We start from the raw sequence: 25,047 nt of genomic DNA on the forward strand, positions 1-25,047 counted from the left end.
GGCTAAGGATACGCTTTCTCGTGCCAAAAGGAGTAGGGATTTTCTGCTTCTCAGGCTGCGGTGCATAACCCTAAATCATTCGGGGTGCATCAGGGCAGCGACTGAGCAAATCCCCGGCAGCATACATAAGTATATGACCGGGGTTTGCGAACGAAGCTAACGCAGAGGCAGCCTGAGGGATGACGGTTAGTGCTGACCGAGCATCTGGCGAAGTATAGCCGCAGACTCCGCAGGCTGGAGCGCCAGAATGCCGGAGTACAGGCTGATGGAAATTTCACACACTTTTTCGCGATCGATATCCGGTTTGGTCAGGTCATTAAACATCTGCAACTGTTCTCCGTACATACTGGCCAGGGCTTCACGCACCGGCACCATCATCTGCACCACTTTTTCCGTGCTCACAGGGGTGGGCATAACCGTTTGCCCGCTGCCGGTCGCCAGCAGTAAATCATTCATGGTGTCGAGATCTTTGCGGAACAGTTCCGGTGGCAGCACCTGTGCGGTATTCACGCCGCCGCTGACCTGCGGATAAAGGAATTTAAAGCAACTGCCGTCTTTGCGTGCCTGCAGCGTCTGCATTTCTTCCAGATTTACCTGCATCGCCTGGTTCACATTGGCGTCCGGTGCGTGGCTGATGCGTTGCGAGAGTAACAATGACACCATCGGTTTGACGGTATCAATGGCTTCCTGCTGCGGTTTACCCTCTTTCTTCATATTCAGGATATTGCTGCGGATCTGCGCATACAGTGCCGGTTCCTGCATTCTGATGGTGTTGTACAGCGGCAATTCGGCCAGCGCCTGATCGATTTTCTGCTCTTCACTGTTACCGGCAAGACGCGGTTTGATGACGCCCCCCCACAGCAGGTTACCGCCGATGATCAACACCAGAAATAAGATCACCGCAGGTACCCGGCCAATTTTGCCTTTTTTGTGTAATGCCCCGATCAGCGAGCCAATGACCGCACCGCTGATGCCCCACACCATCACTTCATTCCAGTTCATTTTCCTTTGCCTTCAGTAAACAATTTAGTGACTTCCAATCTGTGCGACCGCATCGCGGCTGGCGTCAATACGCGCCTGCCCGTGCAGTTCGTGCAATTTGCCCTGTCGCATTTCCAGCAGACGATCGGCGTGTTCAAAATAGTGATCATCATGGCTGATTGCCAGCACGGTTTTACCCATATCACGCAATTGTGGCAACAGCTCACGGTAGAAGGTACGGCGGAACTGGGGATCCTGATCGGCCGCCCATTCGTCGAGCAGCAGGAAATCACGCCCTTCGGCAGCCGCCAGCAACAGCGCCACCCGTTTACGCTGTCCGGCGGACAGTTGCAGATTGGTCACTTCATTGCCGTTGAACTGGAGTTTTTCTTTCATTTTCAGGCGTTGCAGCCAGTCTTCCACCAGCAGCGGGTCCGGCATCTCGCCTTGCGGACCCATGAGCTGACCAAACAGGTGGAAGTCGGTGAACACCGCCGAGAAAATCTGCCGGTATTGTTCGGCGTTTTCGGCGGTGACCGGCACGCCGTCGAGCAGGATTTGCCCGGAACGCGGCTGATACAGGCCGGTCAGCAACATCGCCATTGTCGATTTTCCGCTGCCGTTGCCGCCAATCAAAAATACCAGCTCGCCACGGGTGATCGTCAGGTTCAGCGGACCGACGCCAAAACCAGCGCCCTCTTCTTTGCCTGCGTAACTGAAGGTCAGGTCGCGCAGTTCAAGGGTTTGCCACTTTTTCGCGACAATGGCGGGGGTAAAGGCTGCGTTATATTCCGCCAGTTTCAATGCTTTCAGTTTGCCAAAAGCCACCTGCGCGCTGAGCAGCGTCGGCAGCGCACCCACAGCCTGTAACATTGGCGTGCGCAGGAACAACAGCGTCAGGGAATAAGTAGCGGCAACGTCGGTATCCGACCAGCCGAGCGTATTCGCCATGAAGAACACCAGGCCAATCGCGCCCAGCATCATGATATTCGACCAGTTCACGGCGCTCAGGTGGAAGGTGTCGGCGCGGATGATGTGATGACGATATTCTTCGGCATCTTTACGGTACACATCATCAAACAGATGGCGCGCACGCTCGCGGTTCAGCGCCAGCTCTTTGCGCCCCTCGATCACTTTCTGATAATCGGTTTGCAGTTTGTCTTCCGCATCACGCACTTTCGCCAGATGACGGTAAACATGCGACACCAGTTTGAAACCGCCGAAAATAGTGATCAACAGCCAGATGACCGTCACCAGCAGCATTTCCGGTGACAGCCAGGCCAGATATCCCGCACAGCCAAGGGTCAGGATAATCCCCTGCACCAGCTCCGGCAGGCGCACAAACGCCAGTGTGATGTTACGGATGTCGCTGCCCAGGCTGGCAAGCAGTTGCGCATTACCGATTTGCTCGATGCGTTCGATATCGGTATCGAGAATACGTTTAATGAACTGGCCACGCAGACGGTAAATGAAGTGATGACCGAGCACGGTCAGCGCCAGCTGAGAGCCTAACGTGACCGCCATCAGCAACAGAAGTAATCCGAGGAATTGCGGAAGAACCATCAGCGAGCCTTGGGTGGTTTCAATCAGTTTCAGATTGATAAACGCGATCAGCCCGATGCCCAGAACGGCGCTGAGCAGGCTCAGCGCCATCACCCCTAAAAACGGCCAGCGGTATTGCTTAAAGACAACACGTAACAACTCCATGAATTTTTCTCATTCTGAATGCAGGTAAATGATGCTGCACGCAGTTTAATGACACGCATTGTCATATCAAGAACAATTCTCATTTTACCCGCGTATCCTGGCGGATCACCATGCGCTCGAACTTACCGGCGACCACCAGATAGCCAAACATGCCGAGCAAACCGTGTGCGCCGACAAACCACAGCGCGAGGTTAAAGGAGCCGGTTGCCGCGACGATATAACCGATCACTACGGGCGTAATAATCCCCGCAACGTTACCCAGGCAGTTAAACACCCCGCCGCTCAGGCCGATCATTTTCTCCGGCGCGGTATCTGACATCACTGCCCAGCCGATGGCCGGTAAACCTTTGCCAAAAAACGCCAGTGTCATCAACGCAATCACCGCCGCATCAGTGGAAACAAAGTTACTGGCAAATCCCGCAGATTATCGCGCTGGCAGCTCAGGAATTGCCGGAAATCACGCTGGTAATGAAGGAAATGGTGTCGTCAGCCCAGCTTCAGGCACTGGCGGCGCGCACGCTGGATATCGGCTTTGTGCGCCAGCCGGTGACGTTATTTCCGCTGGCCTATCATTGCGTACTGCGTGAGCCTTTATGCGTTGCGTTGCCTGCTTCATCCGCGCTGACCGCCAAACCACGCCTCCGTCTGCGGGACTTTGCCGGACAACCTTTCATCATGTATTCCGCCAGCGAAGGAAAATACTTTTACGACTGTATCGCCGGGCTGTTTGCACAGGCCAACGTCGTGCCGCATTACGTGCAACATTGCAGCCAGACTCACACTATTCTCGGGCTGGTGCGCGCCGGTGTCGGGCTGGCGATTGTACCCGACAGTGCCCGCCAGCTGGCCTTTCCCGACATAGAATTCCGCCCGCTCAGCCATCCCGACGCCGTTGCTGAAATCCATATGGCATGGCGTCAGGACGGAGAAACACCCGCGCTGGCGGCGTTCCGGCAACTGGTTATCGCGCACTGCACGGCAAGTGGCGCAATCGCAAGAAAAAAGCTGACAGTCCGCCGCTCGCTTCCTAAACTGAGGTAATGGATAAAGAACAAGAACTTCGCCGAAGTAAACGTAACGCGCTGGGGTTGCTGCTGGTTGCCGCCGCCCTGTTTGTCATCACCCTTTTCCTGCCGCCCAACTTCTGGGTGTCCGGTCTGAAAGCCATTTCCGAGGCCGCGATGGTCGGGGCAATGGCTGACTGGTTTGCCGTCGTGGCACTGTTCCGCCGCGTGCCGGTGCCGTTTGTCGCCTCGCATACGGCGATCATCCCTAAAAACAAAGACAAGATTGCCGATAATCTGGCGGTGTTCGTGCAGGAGAAATTCCTCGCGCCCGCCACACTTATCACACTGATCCGCCAGCATGACCCGGCGCGGATGCTGACAGACTGGCTGAACGCGCCCGACAACGCACAACGGTTTGCCAAATATGCCGTGAAGATGATCCGCGGTTTTCTGGACGTCACTGACGATCAGCGCATCGCCCAGCTTATCCGCCGTGCGCTGTACCGGGTGATCGACAAAATCGACCTGTCGGCGTCGATTGCCACCTTGCTGGAAAGCCTGACCAAAAACGGCCGCCATCAGGAACTGCTGGATCAGGCGATGGATCAGCTGGAAATCCTGCTGGCAAAAGACAGCACGCGGCAGTTTATCTCCGCGCAGATTGTCGGCTGGATGAAACGCGAACATCCGCTGACCGCCAAATTACTGCCCACCGGCTGGCTGGGGCGCAACGGCGCGGATATGGTCTCCAATGCCGTGAATTCCGTGCTCGACGATATGGGCAACGATAAAACCCACGCTTTCCGCAAAGGCTTCGATCGCTCGGTACAAAGCTTTATCTGGAAGCTGCAAAATGACCCGGCGACCGCGCAGAAAGCTGAAGAGATCAAACAGTATCTGAAAGATGACGAAAAGCTGAATACGTATGTTTTGCAGCTGTGGGGCGATATGCGTAACTGGCTGAAAGAAGATTTAGAAAGCGAGGATTCGCAGGTGTTCGCCAAAGTCACCGAATCCGGGCAATGGCTGGGTAATGCGCTGGCGCAGGACGAAAAGCTGCGCCTCTCGCTGAATCAGCAGATGGAAAGTATTGCAGAGAAAGTCGCGCCGGAATTCGCCGAATTCCTGACCCGCCACATCAGCGACACAGTGAAAGGCTGGGACGCGCGCGATATGTCGCGGCAAATAGAACTGAATATCGGTAAGGATTTGCAGTTTATCCGCATCAACGGCACGCTGGTCGGTGCCTTTATCGGCCTGGTGCTTTACCTGCTGTCACAACTGCCGGTGGCGATTCCCTGGGTGATGGCGCGGATTTAAGGCGCCTGAACAACCTGTATTTTACCCCGGTTCTGGTCCTTAAAACCTCTTCTCAGACTCCCCCTCTGCAGGGGGAGTAGCAAAAAGCCAGGCCGGAAATAGCCCGACCGGCGCCCTCTCCTGCGAAGGGGAGGGTTGGGTATTAAAGACAAATGAATGAGTTAACGTGTGCATTCGCCTTACCACCCGCATGCCTCACTTTTCCCAAAGGCACAAGCCGATAATTACTTCACAGTTTTACTGAACGCATCCACCGCCAGAATGGCATTCGCCACATCTTCGGCAGACAGGTTGTGGTTCAGATTGCCCAGCGTATCGCCCTCGCCGCCTGCCAGCGCACCCACTTTCACCAGATTGGCGAAAGATTCGTTTTCCAGATGCATTTCTTTCAGCGTGGTTGGCATTTTGATGGCGCGGTAGAAGCGCACGTATTTCGCGATTTCTTCGTCCGGACGTTGTTCCAGCACCATCTGCGTCAATGTACCGTATGCCACTTTTTCACCGTGCGTCAGGTGGTGAATATCACCAGAGATCGCAGTAAAACCATTGTGGATGGCGTGCGCCCCCGCCAGACCGGCATTTTCAAAGCCCAGACCGGAAAGCAATGTGTTGGCTTCCACCACAGCTTCAACCGCTGGCGTCACCAGTTTCTGCTCAACTGCGGTGTAAGCACTGTAGCCGTAAGTCAGCAGCGTTTTTTCGCAGGCTTCGGCAATGGCCATCCCGGCGATAGTCGGGTCGCCGCCTACCATAGACTGGGAATGAGAACGCAATACCGCCTGCGCTTCAACAAAGGTCGCCAGGCCGTCAGCGATACCGGAGGCGAACAGGCGTACCGGTGCCTGTGCGCAAACATGGGTATCCACCAGCACCAGATCCGGGTTTTTATTGTAGAAACGGTAGGATTCGAAAACGCCTTCATCGGTGTAGATAACCGACAGCGCACTGCACGGCGCATCGGTAGAGGCAACGGTCGGCACAATCACTACGTTTTGTTTCAGTTCATCTGCAATGGCTTTAACCGTGTCGAGCGTCTTACCGCCACCGAGCCCAACCACTACCTGTGTTCCCGCATCACGGGCGATACCTGCCAGACGGGTGATTTCGCTGGCAGAGGCTTCACCGTTAAAGCGCTCGTAGTGGAATTCTACGCCCGCTTTTTTCAATGATTTCTGTACGCGGTCACCGATAATTCCCCAAACAACATCATCTGCAATCAGGAATGATTTTCCCCCCAGGTCGGGCAGATAATCCCCTAACTCATCCAGTACACCGCTGCCCTGAACGTATTTTCTTGGCGAAGAGAAGATAAATTTACTCATGATAAAAACCTCTTTTCGTTGATAATGTGAAAGTGAATAACCCTCCGAGGGTAACGCAGCATGACAGGAAGCCCAACCCTTTTAATTCACATTAACAGCATGACTCGCAAAGAATTTCTTCAATTAATGCGGAAGTTTAAAATAATAAGACAATTCATATTTGAACGATTTAATACCTCTTAATGATTATTAAAATTCGCATGATTCATCGCTGATAGATAAAGCGCAGTCTGTTAGCTTTTAACTATTGAATGCATCAATAAAAGCGACTTTCCCTTATCAGTAAACCCCGTAGAATTCATCGCATTGGCAGCACGTCGTAAGCAGTGGTCATTAGCCAGCTCGCTGTTAGCCATTCCATTAATATTTCTGAAATTAATAAGGAACAGCATGTACAACTTTCAGCGCTATAACGCCAAAGAACTGGCGCTTGCCTATATGAGCAGCAAACCACACGACTTTTCGCCGAACGAATTTTTACAACAGTTGAAAGAGATCGAGAAATCTTTCGACATGGCGCTGCGAAATCCGCAGCAGCAGCCACAGAACGGAATGTTGGTGAAGGCGTTTTGATTGCCATCTTGCCCTTCATCAGTTAAGTGTCGTGCGTTACCCTTGCTTTACCCGTGGAAGTATTTTGCACGTGCCTGTATTGGGTTCATCTGCAAAAATAAAATAGAAAAAAAGCAAAAGCCCCGAATAGTCGGGGCTTTTTGTATTTATTAATGACAACTCCCCTAAATCATTCAAGTTGCAGGAAGGCGGCAAACGAACGAATCCCGATGAGCTGACTAAAGTCAGTGATTCGGGTGAGCGAATGCAGCCAACGCACCTGCGGTTTGAAGGATGACGGGGACTACTTCGTCATCTGACGGTCATCAATGTACTTGCGTTTATCCGGCGCTGGCGGGAAATACTGATACAGCCAGGTTTCAGACAGCGCAGTCTGGCCGTTGCGCAGGAACATACGCAGCTCGACCGGCGCGACTGAATCGCTGTCAGGATACCAGTCAAACAGGATGCGGTAACCGTCGAACGGCTGCACATACAAAATTTCGATGTTTTTGATTTTACCCGCCGAGACGTTGATCACCGGCTCGATCCCTTTATCAGCAAAGGCTTTCAGCTCGCCACCAATGAAATCGATAGCAAAACGACGCGCCCAGACTTGCGGATAGTTCTCACCCGGCGCCCACCCTTCCGGGAAACCGCCCATACCGGTACGGGTCGCCAGCACATTCGCCAGCGGGCTGCGGTGAGGAGGTACGGAACTCCAGTACAGCTTATAGCTGAAACTAAATTCAGCACCGGATTTCACCGGTGTTTCCGGTTGCCAGAAGCACACCACGTTATCCAGGGTTTCACCCGTAGTCGGGATTTCCATCAGATTGACGGCGCCCTTCCCCCAGTCCCCGACCGGTTCTACCCACAGGCTCGGACGCTTGTTGTACCAGCCAATCACGTCCTGATAATTATTGAATTCATGGTCAAGTTGCAACAGACCAAAACCTTTCGGGCTGTTGTCGCTGAAGGCGTTGAACTGCAATCGCTGCGGGTTGTTCAACGGGCGACAAATCCACTCACCGGTACCGGTCCACATTTCCAGGCGATCAGAATCGTGGATTTGCGGGTGGATGGTGTCGCAACGGCCACGTTCACTGGTGCCACAACTGAACATGCTGGTCATCGGAGAAATGCCCAGTTGTTTGATATCTTCGCGGGCATGCAGATGGTTTTCAATTTCCATCACCACACGGGTCGGTTCGCAGTGGATCACGAATTTATACGCGCCGGTAATGCTCATGCCGTCCAGCAAGGCGTAAACCGTAAAAGTCGTGTCGCCAGGTTTTGGCGTATCAAACCAGAATGCGGTGAAATCAGGGAATTCTTCCGGCTGATCGGTAAAGGTATCGACCGCCACACCACGGGCTGACAGGCCATATTGGTAGGTATCATCTACTGCACGAAAATAGCTGGCACCGAGGAAGGAAACCACGTCGCGGCGCGTCAGTTCAGGGGCTTTATTGACTTTAAAACCGGCGAAACCAAGATTTGAGAAGCCTTCCAGTTGTTTGGTATCCACACCGGCATCGTGATAGTTAAACAATTCAGGGCGGAAATGGATTTCGCGCGCCATGTGTTTCACCGGATCTACAGAATACATGCGCACGCGGCGTTTGAAGCCCATGCCGACGTGAAACAGTTCCACATCAAGCTGACGGTCAGGCAGACCATTCCACAGCGAATGTGCATGATCATACTGAATCGCGTTGTAGGCCTGTGGCGTGAGTTCAGCCAGCGTCTTCGGCAACGGCTGCGGCGCGCCACCGTAGGGCTTGTCAGCCAAATCTTTCGCCATTTTTTTCAGCGCGTTGAAATCAAACGGCAATTCGCCGCCGTCTGCCACATTCGCCTCTGCCGCTTCTGCGGAACGGGTGAACAGTGTGGACATAGCCGGCACACCACACCAGGCGGCGAATGCCATAGATGCTTTAATAAATGCTCTTCGTTCCATGCCAGAATCGTTTCCTGTACTGGGCAAAAAAATCCGGGGGCTTCGTCACAAAAACGCAGTCCCCGCGTATTCAGAATTTTCGACCCTAAGGCTAACGTAAAATTCACAAGCCGAGTACAAGAAATTGAATGCATTCAGCTAATATTTCACTTGAAAAAGTTAGCGCTTATGACAGTGCTCATCCCCCGTATGACAGGGGATGAGCCGGTTTTCAGAAACGCCGGTTTTAGCCGTAATTCCTGCCCTGTTGAGGTGCGTAACCCCCCGGTGACTTTAGGAACATTCTGTTACCGGAAGGTTACTATCACTCATGATTCAGCGTGTTATCCGCGCCGGGTTAGCACGCCTTTGTGCCCGCCCTGCTATGCTGAAATCTCATCGCTTTGTGATTTTTTGTTTTACTGCATGAGGTTTCAGCATGTCCGATGAACTGATTCAGGAGAAAGCCCGTGCGCTATACGCGCAGTTAACCGGCAAAATTTCACTCCCCTGCACGCTCCATGTCAGCGGTGCCGGAAATCTTCCCTCTTATTATCCGGTAACCCCGCTGATTGCCGCCTCTGTTGCGCTGGCAGGAATCGCAGTGTCGCAACTGGTCGCCCTCAGAAACGGCAAACACGATGCCGTAACCGTGGATCGCCGTCTGGCCTCGCTGTGGTGTAAAACCAGTATCCGGCCTGACGGCTGGGAAATACCGCCAGCCTGGGACAGTCTGGCGGGTGATTACGCCACGGCAGACGGCTGGATCCGTTTGCATACCAATGCCCCCGCGCACCGTAAGGTGGTTGAAACACTGCTCGGCAAAGCGGAAAACCGCGAGGCGCTGGCGCTGCGGGTGGTGATGTGGAAAAAAGCAGCACTGGAACACGCCGTGGTGCGGGCAGGTGGATGTGCCGCGCAGATGCTCAGCCCGGAAGAATGGCAGCAGCATGTTCAGGGAAAATCGCTGAACGCGGAACCTCTTTTTCAGCATGCGTTGTCCGTTAAAGTGGCACCGCCGCATTGGGAATTATCCCCGCAACAGCCGCTGGCGGGCGTGAAAGTACTCGATCTGACACGGATTATCGCCGGGCCGGTGGCGACGCGTTTTCTCGCAGGACTGGGCGCGGATGTATTACGCATTGATCCCTTTGGCTGGGATGAACCCAGTCAGGAAGCGGATGTCACGCTGGGTAAACACTGTGCGCGGCTGAACCTGCATAACCCGCAGGACCGGCACCGTTTCGAAGAATTACTGCGGGACGCGGATGTGATTGTGCATGGCTATCGCGCAGGCGCGCTGCACAAACTGGGTTACGGCAGTGAACAACGTCGCGCGATTGCGCCAGGGCTGGTGGATGTGTGCCTGAATGCCTATGGCTGGAGCGGACCATGGCGCGAACGGCGCGGGTTTGACAGTCTGGTGCAAATGAGCTGCGGGATCGCTGAACAGGGAATGCAGCGTTCCGGTCGTCACAAGCCTGTTCCGCTGCCGGTTCAGGCGCTGGATCACACTACCGGCTATCTGATGGCTGCGGCAGTGCTGCAGGGTTTGGCGCAACGTATGGAAACCGGTCAGGGCAGCGAATGCCGCCTTTCACTGGCACGTACTGCCCGCGAACTGATGGAAAATAGCACCTTAGCAGAAAGCGGCGAACCACTGATTGAATCCGCGGATCCGGCCGACTTTTTACCCGAACAGGAACGTACGGTCTGGGGCAATGCCCGGCGTTTGCTTCCTCCTGTTCGTCTGGAAAATACGACATTACACTGGCGCTTCCCGGCTTCACCGCTCGGCTCTGCCCCCGCCAGCTGGCGTTAAGTCGTCAGAGAAAATGCCGCCTTGCGATACTGCAACGGCGTTTTGCCGATCATCTTTTTAAAACGGGTAATAAAATACGGCGCGTCAGTAAATCCGCATTGCAGTCCGATTTCTTCGACCGAACGGTCGGTGGAACGCAGTAATTCACATGCCCTTTTAACCCGCCGGGTGGCAAGGTAATCCTGAATGGAGCCCCCGGTTTCCTGCCCGAAAACCCGCGAGATATAACTTTCTGACAACCCGATGGCCGCTGAGAGCTGCGCCAGAGAAAACTTCTGCACGTAATTTTCTTCAATCCACTGCATCACTTTAGAGGCCGTTGTCCGGCTGATGGTTTTCGGCATTGCGTCCTCTGCGGGCATAAAGGCCATCAGTTGCAAAATCAGCAGGGTAATTTCTTCCCACTGATCGGCCTGCGCTTCAGACAACTGATTGAACTGCTCGAGAATGACTTCTATATGGCTGGCATGTTCGCTGAGATCATAAATGTGTGCCGCGCGGTCGGCATCCCACAAACTTGCGAACCGTGCCCGGCGTTGCGGGAACGATTGCAGGCAGCCATCCAGCAACTGGTGGTCCAGATGAATGGTAGTGCGCAAATACAGGTTCTTTTCACCGGATTCGACAAACACTTTGTGCAGTTTAAAAGGCGGAAAGACAAACAACCGTCCCGGGCGCAACGTGTATTGCTGATTATCCACAATGACAATGCCGTAACCCTGACTGACGAAAAGTAACTCCAGACACTGATGCCAGTGGAAATAATTAGCACTCCCACGGTTCATCCGGTTAAAGGAAACCTGACGTTCATTAAGGGCAATGCGTTCCAGATAATCAGATACCGGCATTCCTGTTTTCCTCAGTTCATTTTTACGTCATTAACGGCAAGGACAACAAAACACAATTTTCAGTCAGTTTTTTATAATTTAAGCCGTTTTAATCGTGGTTTGGTAATCACAATTTCAAAAATCACGCCATTCTGTGAAGCACGTAACAATCAGCGATTTTCAGTTCTCTATATTTCACTCGCAGCACAGAGAATTGAAATAATATTTCAAATTAATAAACCCTTATTTTCTGCTTCCCTCACATCACCGGGAGAGTTTTTATGACGCCGAAAAAAGTGAACATCAATAATCCGTTACAGACCCGCGATGATGTGCAGCATCTCTTGCAAGAATTGCTCGCGGCGGTGTCGCCTTATACGGAAGAAGGCAAAAGCGGAATCAGTCTGGGCAATTCCACCCCCCATTACGGCAAAGAGATTGCCAAAATGGAAGCGCTGTCACGCATGTTGTGGGGAATATTCCCGCTGCTGGCGGGTGGCGGTGAATGTGAAGATTTGCCTTTTTATCTGAATGCCATTCGTTTCGGTACCGATCCGCAGCATCCGCAATACTGGGGGAAAATCCGTGATTTTGATCAGCGCTGTGTGGAAATGGCGGCGTTTGGCGTCGGGCTGACGCTGCTGAACAAGCAATTGTTGCAGCATTTCAGCGCGCAGGAGCAACAGAATCTGGCTGACTGGCTGAATCAGGGACGTGATGCCACCATCCCGAATAATAACTGGAATTTCTTCCCGGTCATGGTGCAGATGGGTTTTAAAGTCTCCGGATTACCCTGGGATCAGGAAGCCGTGGCGGCCCGATTTGCGCTGATGGAAGAATATTATCTGGGCGATGGCTGGTATTCCGACGGTCCCGGCAGGCCGCGTGATTACTACATTTCGATGGCGTTTCATTATTACGGGCTGCTGTATGCACAGAATATGGCCGATGTGGATGCGCCGCGTGCGGCCATGTTACGTGAACGCGCACAACGTTTCGCACAGGATTTCATTACGATGTTTTCAGCAGGCGGCGCGGCGGTGCCTTTCGGACGTAGCCTGGCTTATCGTTTTGCCGAAGCGGCGTTCTGGAGTGCGGCGGCGTACAGCAAACTGGAGGTGTTCAGCCCGGGTATTATCAAGGGGCTGATTTTGCGTCATTTGCGTCACTGGCTAAAAGAGCCGATTTTCGACCGCGACGGCGTGCTCAGCATTGGTTACCACACACCAAATCTGGTGATGGCTGAAGACTATAACGCGCCGGGTTCACCTTACTGGGCATGCAAACTGTTCCTGGTGCTGGCATTGCCGCCGGACGATGCCTTCTGGCAGGCAGAAGAAGCCCCGCTTCCCGCACTGCCCGCGGCTTACTGTATTCCTCATGCCAGTCAGATCCTGACCCGCGATACCGAAGGCCAGCATGTCGTGATGCTGACATCCGGGCAGCTTGAGCTGAATAACTTTGTGAATACCGAAGCCAAATACACCAAATTCGCCTATTCCAGCCAGTTCGGATTCACTTTAGATCGTGGCAGGTACGGGCTGAATCATGCCGGTTGCGATTCAATGCTGATGTTCTCGGAAAGTGACGGTTATTTCCGCGGACGTCGGGACTGTGCAGAGACACGGATCACCGGCGAGATGATTTACTCCCGCTGGCTGCCGTGGCACGACGTTGCCGTGCGTACCTGGCTGCTCCCCTGCGGTGACTGGCATCTGCGCGTTCATCACATCGAGAATCAGCGTCCGCTGGAGACGGCCGAAGGCGGTTTCGCGGTAATGCAGGAACCTTCAACGCAAACACAGCTGTCGGCAGAAAAACATGGTGTGACAGTCACGGCACGCAACGGCGTCAGCCGGATTGTCGCACTTGAAGAAAGCGAACCACGCGAAGCCTCCGCCGTTATCACCCCGCCCAACAGCAGCATTATGTTCGCCGAAACCGCCGCCATTCCGGTGCTGAAATCGTCACTGCCTGCCGGTTCTCACTGGCTGATATGCGCCGTATGTGCGTCTGCTACCCGTGATATCAGCGCGCTGGCCGGGCCGGAAGTCAGTCGTCAGGGGCAACAATTGCGCTGGCAATATCAGGGTAACAGCGGGCACATCACGTTAGGTTAATCCTCAGGATCCGTTTCAGGAGTCACTATGAAAGCCATAAAAACAGCCAGTAAAACGGCTTACTACAAAATGAGCAGCTTTATATTCCTGTATTTCTTCACCTGGTCTTCAAGCTTCGGGCTATATGCCTTATGGCTGGGGCAAAAAGCCGGACTCGACAGTGTCAGTATCGGTACCGTGTTTGCCGTTAACGGCGTGTTCGCGGTGATCATGAAGCCGGTTTACGGCTATATCATGGACAAAATCGGCATGAGCAAATCTCTGCTGTACTTTGTCGTGCTGGTTTCTGCCCTGATGGCACCGTTCTTTATTTTCGTTTATCAGCCCCTGCTGGACAGCCATCTGATGCTCGGGATTATCGTCGGTGCGCTGTATCTGAGCCTCGGCTGGTACGCCGGTGTCGCAGCATCCGAATCTTACGCCGACCGCTTCAGCCGCCTGTATCACATGGAGTTCGGGCAGGTCCGCATGTGGGGTTCGCTGGGCTGGGCGCTGGCCGCGTCGTTCTCCGGCGTGCTGTTTAATCTCTCCCCGGCCTGGAACTTCGGGCTGAGCAGCGCCACCTCGCTGGTCATGCTGGCGGTGCTGTTGTCGCTGAAAATCGGTGATGAAGAACTCAAAGATAACGACGTGATTTCACAACAAAAGATCGTGTTCAGCGATGTGATTTTACTGCTCAAAAACCGCAAGTTCTGGATGTTCTCGCTCTATGTCGCCGGTGTGGCGTGGATGATGTTTGTCGCCGAACAGCAATTTTCACGTTATTTCGTCACCTTCTTCGACACTAAAGAGCAAGGCAACGCCTGGTACGGTTATCTGAGCACCGTGCAGTCCGGCCTCGAATTCCTGATGATGATGGTGATCCCTTTCCTGGTGAATTATTTCGGCGCCAAGAAAAGCCTGCTGCTGGTCGGTGCACTGGTGGGATTACGCCTGATTGCCTCCGGGCTGACCAACGATCCGCTGCTGATTTCCATTATCAAGCCGTTCTACGGGCTGGAAATCGCGCTGCTGCTGGTGTCAGTGTTTAAGTACATCGCCGAGCATTTCAGCAAACGCGTCAACGCCACCATGTATCTGCTGGGCTATCAGGCCATGATTTATGTCGGCTCGATTGTGGTCGCTCCCCCTGCTGGTTACTTCTACGACCGCATCGGTTTTGAACACACTTATCTGATTATGGGCGGTATCGCACTGTGCTTTACGCTGATTTCCGCCTTCACGTTATCGGCCTGCCACAGCCTGCGCTCAGGCACACCCGTACCGGCTGAACAGGTTGAAGTTGAAACTATTGGAATGGAAAGGGAGAAGGTATGACTATCACCATCGCGAAAGAGACGTTGTTACCCGTGGAACTGAATCAGCTGGATAAGATCGCCTTTGCACAAAAGATGCAGCGCGCGCGCCAGACGGTGCTCAGCAAAATTTCCCGCAATCTGGAGAAGTTCGGCAATAAGTTCCCGGCGGAAACCTGCGAAAACGGCCATTACCCGCTGACAGAGAATGTGGAGTGGACCACCAGTTTCTGGACCGGTCAGCTATGGCTGGCATGGGAAATGACCGGCGATGATCGTTACCGGCTGGCGGCAGAAAAACAGGTCACGTCGTTTGGTAACCGTATCGCCAACCGCATTGATACCGCGACGCATGACCTCGGTTTTCTCTACAGCCTCTCATGCGTCAGCGCGTATAAACTGACCGGCAACCGGCAGGCGCGCGGTTTTGCACTCCTCGCAGCTGAAGCGCTGATGGAGCGTTTTAATACCCAGGCGAAAATCATTCAGGCGTGGGGCGATTTAAATGACCCGGAACAGGCTGGCCGCATGATTATCGACTGCAATATGAATCTGCCTTTATTGTACTGGGCGAGTGAGCAAACCGGTGAACCGCGTTTCGCCGAGGCTGCCCGCGCCCATGCAGAACAGGCGGCGAAATATATTGTCCGCCCGGACGCCTCGACCTATCACACCTATTACATGGATACCGTGACCGGCGAGCCGCGTTTTGGTAATACGCATCAGGGATATGCTGATGACTCCTGCTGGTCACGGGGTCAGGCCTGGGGCATCTACGGTTTTCTGCTCAGCTATCGTTATACCGGCGATGCAGATCAGGTTGAGCTGTCACGGCGTCTTGCGCATTATTTCCTTAACCGCTTACCGGAAGACGATGTCTGCCACTGGGATCTTGCACTGCTTGGCACCAATGCCGTTCGCGACAGTTCGGCTGCGGCTATTGCGGTCTGCGGCCTGCTGAGTCTGGCCACCGCGCTGCCAGCCACCGATGATAAACGTGCGTGCTATGAAGAAATGGCGCTGCGCATGATGGACTCACTGACTGAGAATTATCTTACCGGTGATCAGGAGGATTGTGACGGTTTGCTTAAGCATTCTGTCTATCACATGGCGAGCGGTAAAGGCGTAGATGAGTGTTGCAGCTGGGGGGACTATTTTTATGTCGAAGCGCTGACACGCGTGACGCAATGCTGGCAGTCCTACTGGTAATCTCTGTGACGCAGTGTTTACGCACTGCGTCCGCTTTTCCTGCCATTTTCATTCGTGAATTGTTTTTAAGCATACGCAGGGTTATCAGCATATTGTTATGTCTTCAAGAGTGTTACTGTAACATCATAATCAATTAGCTTTTCTTCTATGTCCTTACATCCATTAAGAATAGTCTTAATTCGAGTCATTTTTTTGTTCAGTCACAAAATAAATTGTGACATAAACCAAATTTACCAAACCCCTTCCTACCTCTTACGGGGTAAAAAAATCACTTCCAACCGGACAGATTTCATGCAAAAAGTAGAGTCAGCATGCAGTTTGTGCCTTTTGTGCTGACACCAAAGAATCCAATCATTATGCAGAACAGGGATGTCCTATGGGGACTTACTATGCAAACGATAATCTTGGATCCATGCCGGTATACGCGTCTCGGATTGCAACAATTTCTCGCCAGTGAACAAGACATCAGTTACGTCAGCCATTTTGAGCAGCTTCTCAATGGTTGCAGCAAACTGAATCCTTCCCTTGTGTTTATTAACGAGGATTGCATATCGCCTCATTCAGGTAATAAAGAGCGTCTGGGAGAACTGATCACCGAATACCCTGATACGCTGTTTTTTATTTTTATGTCCCGTACGCGTATTCATTTTGAAGAGTATATTTTTGTGCGTAAGAACGTGATTATCACGTCGAAATCCATTAAGGCCGATACCCTTAAGCAGTTAATCAATCATCCGTTATTGCCGCAGTCGCAGGATCCTGCCAGCAGCGGAATGCTCGATACCCGGCCCGTGATGCTCAGCCGTTCTGAATCAGCGATGCTCAAGATGTGGATGTCCGGCAACGGTACCATTGAAATATCCGATAAATTACAAATTAAAACCAAAACGGTGTCTTCCTATAAGGGAAATATTAAAAGGAAAATAAAATCACCGAATAAACATATTATTTATCACGTCGTCCGTTTATGTGATCAGCTTACCAACGGCATCTACGTCAATTAACCTCCGCCCTTCTTTTTCGGCCTCCTGCTACAGGCTACGCAACGGTGTGGCCTGTAGAAATCGTCGTTAATCTCTGAAAATGAGATCTCCGCCACAAATATAAACTGAATCCCTGCGCCGGAATGCCGATGACACCCTATGGCGTTTTTTTCGTCAAGGCCGGACTTGCCCGCTGGCAATGCCTTTATCGCTGTCACTGACCGCCCGGAACAGGCGGTATACAGGATCAATTGAGCGGAACAAAATAAAATGGATACTCCTACACAGTTAACGACCAGAACCTCCTTTATCAGCAATATTCGCCTTGTTACCCTGATTAGCCTGATTCTTACCGGGATCCTTTTCCTTTTTGCTGTGTCCATCGGCACCTCCGGTTTCTTTCTGAAGCAAAGTAATGCCGCGCTGGCAAACGCCACCCAGGAGCTGCAAATCCGTCTGGCGCTTTCCAACAGTTCAAACCATCTGCGTACCGCACGTTTGCTGTTGATTCAGGCCGCTGCAGCCGCGCGTATTGGCGATCAGGATGTGTTTAGCCAAAACCTGAAGGACGCTGCCAGCCGCATTAAACAGTCACAAACCTCGTTTGATATGTATATCAACCGGCCAAATAAAACCGATAAAGATCGGGCGCTCGATGAACCGCTGAAAAAAGCCTACGACGCCTATCTGACTCAGGGCATGGCGCCGATGCTGGAATCGGCCAAACAGGCACATTTCGAAGAAGTGATTTCTCAGGAAGCAGAAACAGTACGTGGCCTGGATCTCGCCAATAACGTCCCGCTGCTGGCGGCGATTGCCTATCGCACCCAAACCGCTAACACCATCAATGATAAAGCGCAGCGCAATGCCGTGCTCGGTTATACCCTGATGGGCGGCGGGTTCCTGCTGGCGCTGGTCCTGACCTTCATCACTTATCTGGTCATGCGCAAAGTGATTATTCATCCGCTGAACCGGATGGTGATGCGCATTCAGAAAATTGCCGAGGGAGATCTGACGCAGCCCACCCGGGCACATGGCCGGAATGAAATCGGCGTACTGAGTAACAACGTAGATCAAATGCAACGCTCGCTGGCGTCAACGGTGCTGACCGTACGTGAAGGCGCGGTGTCTATTTATCAGGGGTCGACAGAAATTGCTTCGGGCAATACCGATTTATCATCACGAACTGAACAACAGGCGGCGGCACTGGAAGAAACAGCTGCCAGCATGGAACAGCTGACGGCGACGGTGAAACAGAACTCCGAAAACGCCCACCACGCCAGCAAACTGGCCGCCGACGCCTCCAATAAAGCGCAAAAAGGCGGGAATATTGTGGCGGAGGTTGTCAGTACCATGGATAAAATTTCCCGCAGTTCGACCAAAATTGCTGAAATCACCAATGTGATCAACAGCATCGCTTTCCAGACAAACATTCTGGCGCTCAATGCCGCCGTGGAAGCGGCACGCGCCGGTGAACAGGGGCGCGGATTTGCGGTGGTGGCCAGCGAAGTGCGCAGCCTGGCACAACGAAGTGCACAGGCAGCGAAAGAAATCGAAGCGCTGATTGAAGAATCCGTCGATTACGTCGGCGAAGGCAGCATTCTGGTGGGCGATGCAGGTGACACGATGTCAGAAATTGTCACCGCGGTCAGCCATGTGACGGACATCATGGGCGAAATCGCTTCCGCATCGGATGAACAAAGTCGTGGGATCAGTCAGGTCAGCCAGGCGGTGTCGGAAATGGATGGTGTCACGCAGCAAAACGCCTCACTGGTGCAGGAAGCCTCAGCGGCGGCCGCGTCACTGGAAGAACAGGCCGCGCGCCTGACACAGGCTGTCGCGGTGTTCCGTCTGGATGGCAGCACACGCAGTGCGCAGCCACAGTCCCCGGCATCATCCCGCGCCCTGCCCGGCCCGGCTTCCCGTTCGTCAAAAGGGGTGAACGATGAGCCGAACTGGGAAACGTTCTGATAGTCGCGTCAGCGTTATTCCGGACGGGCAATAAGTAAAAAAATACCGGTGGCAAACCTTCTGCCCCGGTATTTTTTTATTCGTAACGGATGTAGCGTAAACGTTATTCAGAACCTTCACGTGGTTCGACAAACGTGCCGTCTTTGGTGTCGCCTTCATTGAAGAACCAGATGCCCGCCGGATATTCCTCCAGCGAAACCAGATACATGACGCCTTCGTAAAACTCCTCTACGGCTAATACTTTACCTTCGCGGCGCGGCCCGCCGTCGGTTTTCACTGTCACAAGATCATTAACTTTCATCAGGTTATCCCATGGTTTTCAATTATGATTATTGTAGTACAGACCACCGCACAAAGGCATGGCATGAAAGGAAAGATAATGCGAAACGGTAAAATACCCCTGCGGGACTCCTTTTCATTTTCTTAACGAATTGAAGCAAGAATCCTGACTTTCATTTTCTCTATACTGGCGGTGTGCTTACCCCCCGAGGAAGTACATAATGAATGTCATAAGAAATATTTTGCCCGCCGTTATGCGGGCTTTTTTTTATCTTTTTGCCAGAGACCGCCGGATAAAACAGCAGACGCTCGCAGAAATGACAAACGGCGTATCAACGATACGGTTAACTGATAAGCGGTTAACTGACAAACAACAGACGTAAAAAAACCCGCGCATGCGGGTTTTTGTCATCTGTACTTTTATCGCTGAAACAGCGGTAAAGTAAGATTAGATAGCGGTAACGTTAGCCGCAGACGGACCTTTAGCACCGTTCTCGATAGTGAACTGTACGTTCTGGCCTTCAGCCAGGGTCTTGAAACCTTGATCCTGGATAGCGGAGAAGTGTACGAACACATCTTTGCTGCCGTCAGCAGGAGTGATGAAGCCAAAGCCTTTAGACTCGTTAAACCACTTAACCTGACCTTTCATCATTGACATAAGAATTACCTTTTAAAAATAAATTTCGCCACCATGGGCATGTTATAGCCGGATTTCAGTCGTTACTTATGGAGGCACTAAGAAGGAAATTCGTCAGAGCAGGGTTATCATGGATAACGCTTTAAATTGGAACAACTTTACTCAGGATGTCGTGCATAAATAGGTCTGTACCACAGGCCGGTATGTATTTACTCATGACTGCCCTTTAATAGCAACTCTTTTTAATGCAATGCTGCGGTAAAGCGCGAAATTAGTCTAATTTTGTACCGAACAGTTCAATAGATGTACAGTTATCAGGCTATTTTTCAACAGGTTGTGGTTTATCGGCCGCTAAGACCGCTCCGCAATGTGCGCAAAATTTTGCATCTATTTCATGGCCAGAATGCAGACAAGTCTGACAAGAACGGGCAGCACGCCCTTTTTCCAATTCCTGCGACATATAAGCCGTTAAAATCCCGGTCGGCACGGCGATGATCGAATACCCCAGCAGGATCAGCACCGACGCAAGCATTCTTCCCAGTGCAGTATGCGGTGTAATGTCCCCGTATCCGACCGTCGTCAGCGTCACCACGGCCCAGTAAACAGACGCGCCCAGCGACGTAAATCCGCCGTTGCCGCCTTCGGCAGCAAACATCAGCCCGCCGAAAAGACAAAGAATAATGGCGACAAAGCCAAAGAAGATGCAGAGCTTACGTTTCGCACGCATCAGGCTGCGCCATAAAACCCCGGCGTCGCTCATGTAGCGCAACAATTTCAGTACCCGCAGCACACGTAAAATTCTCAGCAGGCGGATGAGGATCTCCAGATTCCCCGCCCCCGCGAAGGAAGGCAGCATCCACAGGATGTACATGGGCAGAATGGTGCAGAGATCGATAATGCCGAAAAAGCTCACCGGATAACGGGTTTTGCGCGGCGAACAGACCACCCGTAAGACGTATTCCACCGTAAAAAGCGCGGTAAACCCCATTTCGACCAGGCCGAACAACGGGATGATATTGGGTGTCGCCGGAAACAAGTCATATGCACTGGATTCGATAAACAGCAGCAGAACGCTGAGCAGTGACGCCAGGATCCAGAATATTTCCATCCGGCGGCCGCTGCGGGTGCGGTGTTCAAATAAAAGGGCATAACAGCGGCGTCGGGCTGACGCAAAAAAGCGGTAATCCTGAGACATAACCGGCACCAGCAAAAAGGAATTATGGCAAGAATAGACGCTTTTCATCGCCCGCGCCTGCGGACAAAAAGTCCAAAAAAAACGCCGGTCGCACAAGGTATTGGTGAAATACACTGTGCGACCGGCGTTGACTGACGCCACGGAGAATTAATCCATTAATTCAGACACCGCGTGACGAACATATGCCGTGATTTGCGCGACGTCGTCTGCGTCTGCACTGCCGCCGCCAATCGACCGCACGGTATTCTCCAGATGGCCGATATCCTGTTCAACTTTCTTGGCAATCTGCACTTTAACAATAGTGTCGACTGAAGAGATAAAAGCCCGCATGACAGCTTTCAGCGCGAAAATCTCACCGAAAGAATCGTACGCAGGTTTGTCAGAGGCCGCTGGTTGAGCAACCCGTGGTGGCAAGTTTTTCAGCCTGTCCACATGTTCAATCATCAGATCCATGTCTCTGATGAGTTCGTCAAAACTCTTAGCCACTGGTTTTCCTTCGCCCGGCGAAAGGCAGCAGGATACCACCGCGCTTTCAAGCCGAGAAGTCACAGAAACGTGTAAAGAGTAAATTTCGCCACAATGCGCCCGCCCTGCCGGGTTCTTCTACACAGAGAGTCGTAAGCCGGACAGGCACATCAGGTCGCTATTTAGCTGCTTATTTAATCAACGCAGCGCAATACGGCCTTTCAGGCGTTTTTCAATGACGCCATATCAACAACAAAGCGGTATTTCACGTCGCTTTTCAGCATGCGTTCGTACGCGCCGTTGATGTCCTGCATGTCAATCATTTCCACATCACAGGAAATGTCATGCTCAGCACAGAAATCCAGCATTTCCTGGGTTTCAGCGATACCACCGATCAGGGAACCGGCGACGGTTTTGCGGCCCATAACCAGTTTGCCGCTGTGCAGCGCAGGCTCGACTGGCTCAATCAAACCGACCAGAATATGGGTACCGTCACGTTTGAGCGTGTCCAGATACGGGTTCAGATCATGTGGATTAGGCACGGTGTCCAGGATGAAATCGAAGTGGCTTTTTACGGCGGCCATTTGTTTTTCATCAGTAGACAGCACCACGTGGTCCGCGCCCAGACGGTAAGCTTCCTGCTCTTTGCCTTTGGAACGGGTGAACAGCGTCACGTCTGCGCCCAGTGCTTTGGCAAATTTCAGGCCCATGTGACCCAGACCGCCCAGGCCCACCACAGCCACTTTGTGACCTTTACCGATTTTCCAGTGTTTCAGCGGAGAATACGTGGTGATACCGGCACACAGCAGCGGTGCAGCAGATTTGATGTCCAGTTTTTCAGAAACACGCAGAACGAATTTTTCTGAAACCACGATTTGTTCGGAATAACCGCCGTAGGTCATCATATTGTCATGACGATCATGGCTGTTATAGGTCATGGTAGCGCCTTCTTCACAGTACTGTTCCAGGCTTTCCGCGCAGGATTCACAATGCTGACAAGAATCGACCATACAACCGACACCGACGGTGTCGCCCACTTTGAAGCCAGAGACTTTCGCGCCAACCTGTTTCACGCGTCCGATAATTTCATGCCCCGGAACCATCGGATAAATGCTTTGATGCCATTCATTACGCGCCTGGTGGATGTCAGAGTGGCAAACACCGCAGTACAGAATGTCGATCACAACGTCGGTATCACGCGGGTCACGGCGAACAAAATTATGAGGCGCAAGAGGCGCATCCGCTGAAAGTGCAGCGAAACCACGAACGTTAAGCGTCATTTTTATCTCCTGATTGGATTACGGAATACTTCATGCCCGCAGAAAAGGCAGGCACCGCAAAATTATGACGGTTTAAGATGACTTACTGATATAACGATCCTCGCCATTACTTGCCTGAATCTGTTTATTTCAGGATTTTCAGGCGGGATTGTGCAGAGACTAAACAGTGGCACTTTGCCCGCAAAGCGCCACGTTTTAAGAAAGGATTAAATCAGACCCGCTTCTTTCAGTTCGCTTTTCAGATAAGCGTAATAGATAGGTGCAGCGACCACGCCGGGTATGCCAAACGCCGCCTCGAAGATCAGCATCGCCAGTAAAACCTCCCAGGATTTCGCCTTGATGCGACTGCCAACAATGCGGGCATTCAGGAAGTATTCCACTTTGTGGATGATGATCAGATACGCCAGCACCAGCGCGCCGACCCACAGCGACAGCGACAGGCCGACGATGAAAATCAGCGTATTCGAAATCAGATTACCGATAACCGGCAGCAACCCGCAGACGAAGGTCACGACAACCAGCGTTTTTGCCAGCGGCAGATGAATGCCGAACAGCGGTAAAATGCCAAACAGGAAAATACCTGACAGCACGGTATTGATCAGGGAAATCTGGAACTGCGCAAAGACCACGTTACGGAAGGCTTCGCCCAGCAAATGCATCCGCTGCAACAGCTCCTTTTTCAGCGGGGCGTTCAGTTCGCCCTTGCGCGGCTGCTGAAGCGAGATAATCGCACCGAGGATCATACCGATAATCATGGTCAGGAAAACGTGGGCAGCATTCTTGCCAACGGCCTGAATCATCACGATATGTTCACGCAGCCATTGCAGGAAACTGCGCTGCAACTCTTCAATATTCGCCGGTAAATAATGCAGTAATACCGGCGATAAACGGCTTTGTGCGTCAGTCAGCAGATGCGAGACCATGGCGTTAAACGCCACCGGATTACGCATATCCTCCATCAGAAAATCCGCAATGCCCGCAATCGCCAGCGTGAGACAACTGATCACCAGGGTCGCGATAATGGCCACCACCACCCAGCGGGCACGTTCGCCACTGATGATTTTTTGAAAGTACGGGGTAAGCGCATTGATGAGTTCAAACACTAAAAAACCGGCAATAAAACATGCCAGTAAATGAAGAGGAAGAATCAGTAACAGCCCGCCCATCACAATCAACACACTGAGCCAGCGAATTTGATTCGATCTCATAATCTGCATTGCCTGTATCCTTAAATCTCTGTTCACCGGGCTTTGCCCTGACGTGGTCACATCATAGCACTGAACGCCGGCGCACAATCCTCCGGTAAGTTAAACAGTTAAGAAAATTTTGACTGGCGGGGAGGTTCTTTTATTATCCCCCTGAAAAAGTCGTAAAGAAAATCTGAGAGTCTGGAGAAAAGTATGTCTGAATTAATCCGCGATAAACTGAGCCTGCCTGCAGGGCACGATAAATTATTACTGCATTCCTGCTGCGCACCCTGCTCGGGCGAAGTGATGGAAGCCATTCAGGCATCGGGGATCGACTATACAATTTTCTTCTACAACCCGAATATTCACCCGCAGAAAGAATATCTTCTGCGCAAAGAAGAAAACATGCGATTTGCCGAACAGCATGGCATTCCTTTTATTGATGCAGATTACGACACCGATAATTGGTTTGCGCGGGCGAAGGGCATGGAAAATGAACCTGAGCGCGGCGTGCGCTGCACCATGTGTTTTGACATGCGTTTTGAACGTACGGCGTTATACGCCTTTGAACATGGTTTCAGCGCCATCACCAGTTGTCTGGGGATTTCCCGCTGGAAAGACATGAAGCAAATTACCGGCAGTGGCGAACGCGCGGCGGCGCCTTATCCGGGCATGGTTTACTGGGATTATAACTGGCGTAAAAAAGGCGGCTCTGCGCGCATGATTGAAATCAGCAAACGCGAACGCTTTTACCAGCAGGAATATTGCGGCTGTGTTTATTCCCTGCGCGACAGCAACTTACACCGTAAATCTCAGGGGCGGGACTTAATCAAACTCGGTGTGAAATATTACGGCGACGAAGACGGCGAATAACCCCGCCCCAGCCCCTCTCTTTTTGTTATACCCGTCCATCAGGCCGGGTTATTTATTCTGTTATTTCGCCCGC

Annotated in this window: 22 protein-coding genes; 10 read left to right on the plus strand and 12 right to left on the minus strand. The window is 52.3% G+C overall.

Translation table 11 applies throughout. The features are described from left to right. Positions 1-186: 186 nt before the first annotated feature. From ABIC79_RS02120 to ABIC79_RS02130, 3 genes are all read right to left on the minus strand, one after another. A complete protein-coding gene (locus ABIC79_RS02120; RefSeq protein WP_119261564.1) occupies positions 187-1,002 on the minus strand; it encodes a hypothetical protein in 816 nt (271 codons plus the stop codon). Between the two features lie 24 nt (positions 1,003-1,026). After that, a complete protein-coding gene (locus tag ABIC79_RS02125; RefSeq protein WP_037034745.1) occupies positions 1,027-2,688 on the minus strand; it encodes a multidrug ABC transporter permease/ATP-binding protein in 1,662 nt (553 codons plus the stop codon). A gap of 79 nt (positions 2,689-2,767) precedes the next feature. Beyond that, positions 2,768-3,058: an MFS transporter gene (locus tag ABIC79_RS02130; RefSeq protein WP_126124826.1), complete on the minus strand. Its 291-nt coding sequence runs from the start codon at positions 3,056-3,058 to the stop codon at positions 2,768-2,770. On the opposite strand from ABIC79_RS02130, the gene ABIC79_RS02135 reads away from it, so the two are divergent. Further along, positions 3,052-3,729 carry a LysR substrate-binding domain-containing protein gene (locus ABIC79_RS02135; protein WP_354566506.1) on the plus strand — a complete coding sequence of 226 codons (678 nt, stop codon included), beginning with the start codon at positions 3,052-3,054 and terminating at the stop codon, positions 3,727-3,729. The two genes, ABIC79_RS02130 and ABIC79_RS02135, sit on opposite strands and share 7 nt — an antisense overlap. Next, positions 3,729-5,015, plus strand: a complete 1,287-nt coding sequence (locus ABIC79_RS02140) for a DUF445 domain-containing protein (RefSeq protein WP_354566507.1) — start codon at positions 3,729-3,731, stop codon at positions 5,013-5,015. Before ABIC79_RS02135 ends, ABIC79_RS02140 begins: the two co-directional genes overlap by 1 nt. Positions 5,016-5,239: 224 nt before the next feature. Here the strand turns inward: ABIC79_RS02140 and ABIC79_RS02145 are convergent, their stop codons facing one another. Then, positions 5,240-6,337 carry a glycerol dehydrogenase gene (locus ABIC79_RS02145; RefSeq protein WP_013575258.1) on the minus strand — a complete coding sequence of 366 codons (1,098 nt, stop codon included), beginning with the start codon at positions 6,335-6,337 and terminating at the stop codon, positions 5,240-5,242. A gap of 390 nt (positions 6,338-6,727) precedes the next feature. Between ABIC79_RS02145 and ABIC79_RS02150 the strand changes: the two genes are divergently transcribed. Then, complete coding sequence (locus ABIC79_RS02150; RefSeq protein ID WP_013575257.1) at positions 6,728-6,910, plus strand: hypothetical protein; 183 nt, start codon at positions 6,728-6,730, stop codon at positions 6,908-6,910. A 283-nt stretch (positions 6,911-7,193) separates the two neighbouring features. On the opposite strand, the gene ABIC79_RS02155 is transcribed toward ABIC79_RS02150, so the two are convergent. Continuing rightward, positions 7,194-8,852, minus strand: a complete 1,659-nt coding sequence (locus ABIC79_RS02155) for a glucan biosynthesis protein D (RefSeq protein ID WP_013575256.1) — start codon at positions 8,850-8,852, stop codon at positions 7,194-7,196. A gap of 418 nt (positions 8,853-9,270) precedes the next feature. Between ABIC79_RS02155 and ABIC79_RS02160 the strand changes: the two genes are divergently transcribed. Next, positions 9,271-10,653: a CoA transferase gene (locus tag ABIC79_RS02160; protein WP_354566508.1), complete on the plus strand. Its 1,383-nt coding sequence runs from the start codon at positions 9,271-9,273 to the stop codon at positions 10,651-10,653. Here ABIC79_RS02160 and ABIC79_RS02165 read toward each other — a convergent pair. After that, on the minus strand, positions 10,650-11,501 hold the full coding sequence (locus ABIC79_RS02165; RefSeq protein ID WP_112151875.1) for an AraC family transcriptional regulator: 852 nt from the start codon (positions 11,499-11,501) through the stop codon (positions 10,650-10,652). The genes ABIC79_RS02160 and ABIC79_RS02165 overlap by 4 nt on opposite strands. A 260-nt stretch (positions 11,502-11,761) precedes the next feature. On the opposite strand from ABIC79_RS02165, the gene ABIC79_RS02170 reads away from it, so the two are divergent. The 5 genes from ABIC79_RS02170 (at position 11,762) to ABIC79_RS02190 (ending at position 19,058) form a co-directional block, all read left to right on the plus strand. After that, the gene (locus ABIC79_RS02170; RefSeq protein WP_354566509.1) at positions 11,762-13,600 is read left to right on the plus strand and encodes a DUF2264 domain-containing protein; all 1,839 of its coding nucleotides are present in this window, start codon (positions 11,762-11,764) and stop codon (positions 13,598-13,600) included. A gap of 27 nt (positions 13,601-13,627) precedes the next feature. Next, the gene (locus ABIC79_RS02175) at positions 13,628-14,917 is read left to right on the plus strand and encodes an oligosaccharide MFS transporter (RefSeq protein ID WP_013575252.1); all 1,290 of its coding nucleotides are present in this window, start codon (positions 13,628-13,630) and stop codon (positions 14,915-14,917) included. After that, positions 14,914-16,104: a glycoside hydrolase family 88 protein gene (locus tag ABIC79_RS02180; RefSeq protein ID WP_015689857.1), complete on the plus strand. Its 1,191-nt coding sequence runs from the start codon at positions 14,914-14,916 to the stop codon at positions 16,102-16,104. The genes ABIC79_RS02175 and ABIC79_RS02180 overlap by 4 nt, the downstream gene beginning before the upstream one ends. A gap of 389 nt (positions 16,105-16,493) precedes the next feature. After that, positions 16,494-17,108 carry a transcriptional regulator RcsA gene (rcsA, locus tag ABIC79_RS02185; RefSeq protein ID WP_015689856.1) on the plus strand — a complete coding sequence of 205 codons (615 nt, stop codon included), beginning with the start codon at positions 16,494-16,496 and terminating at the stop codon, positions 17,106-17,108. A gap of 249 nt (positions 17,109-17,357) precedes the next feature. After that, positions 17,358-19,058: a methyl-accepting chemotaxis protein gene (locus tag ABIC79_RS02190; RefSeq protein ID WP_013575249.1), complete on the plus strand. Its 1,701-nt coding sequence runs from the start codon at positions 17,358-17,360 to the stop codon at positions 19,056-19,058. Positions 19,059-19,161: 103 nt separating this feature from the next. Here ABIC79_RS02190 and dsrB read toward each other — a convergent pair whose 3' ends face one another. The 6 genes from dsrB to ABIC79_RS02220 form a co-directional block, all read right to left on the minus strand. Then, positions 19,162-19,359: a protein DsrB gene (gene dsrB / locus ABIC79_RS02195; RefSeq protein ID WP_013575248.1), complete on the minus strand. Its 198-nt coding sequence runs from the start codon at positions 19,357-19,359 to the stop codon at positions 19,162-19,164. 426 nt (positions 19,360-19,785) lie between these two features. Next, a complete protein-coding gene (cspE, locus tag ABIC79_RS02200; protein ID WP_013575246.1) occupies positions 19,786-19,995 on the minus strand; it encodes a transcription antiterminator/RNA stability regulator CspE in 210 nt (69 codons plus the stop codon). A gap of 298 nt (positions 19,996-20,293) precedes the next feature. Next, positions 20,294-21,217: a potassium channel family protein gene (locus ABIC79_RS02205; protein ID WP_013575245.1), complete on the minus strand. Its 924-nt coding sequence runs from the start codon at positions 21,215-21,217 to the stop codon at positions 20,294-20,296. Positions 21,218-21,316: 99 nt separating this feature from the next. Continuing rightward, positions 21,317-21,655, minus strand: coding sequence for a hypothetical protein (locus ABIC79_RS02210; protein ID WP_013575244.1), 339 nt, complete (start codon positions 21,653-21,655; stop codon positions 21,317-21,319). A gap of 200 nt (positions 21,656-21,855) precedes the next feature. After that, complete coding sequence (locus tag ABIC79_RS02215) at positions 21,856-22,914, minus strand: NAD(P)-dependent alcohol dehydrogenase (RefSeq protein ID WP_015689853.1); 1,059 nt, start codon at positions 22,912-22,914, stop codon at positions 21,856-21,858. A gap of 206 nt (positions 22,915-23,120) precedes the next feature. Beyond that, entirely contained in the window at positions 23,121-24,131 is a 1,011-nt protein-coding gene (locus tag ABIC79_RS02220; RefSeq protein ID WP_013575242.1) for an AI-2E family transporter, read from the minus strand. Positions 24,132-24,314: 183 nt separating this feature from the next. On the opposite strand from ABIC79_RS02220, the gene ABIC79_RS02225 reads away from it, so the two are divergent. After that, a complete protein-coding gene (locus ABIC79_RS02225) occupies positions 24,315-24,974 on the plus strand; it encodes an epoxyqueuosine reductase QueH (RefSeq protein WP_112197698.1) in 660 nt (219 codons plus the stop codon). The last annotated feature ends 73 nt before the right edge of the window (positions 24,975-25,047 follow it).

The organism is Rahnella sp. 2050 (genome assembly GCF_040544515.1).
Classification (GTDB): domain Bacteria; phylum Pseudomonadota; class Gammaproteobacteria; order Enterobacterales; family Enterobacteriaceae; genus Rahnella; species Rahnella aceris.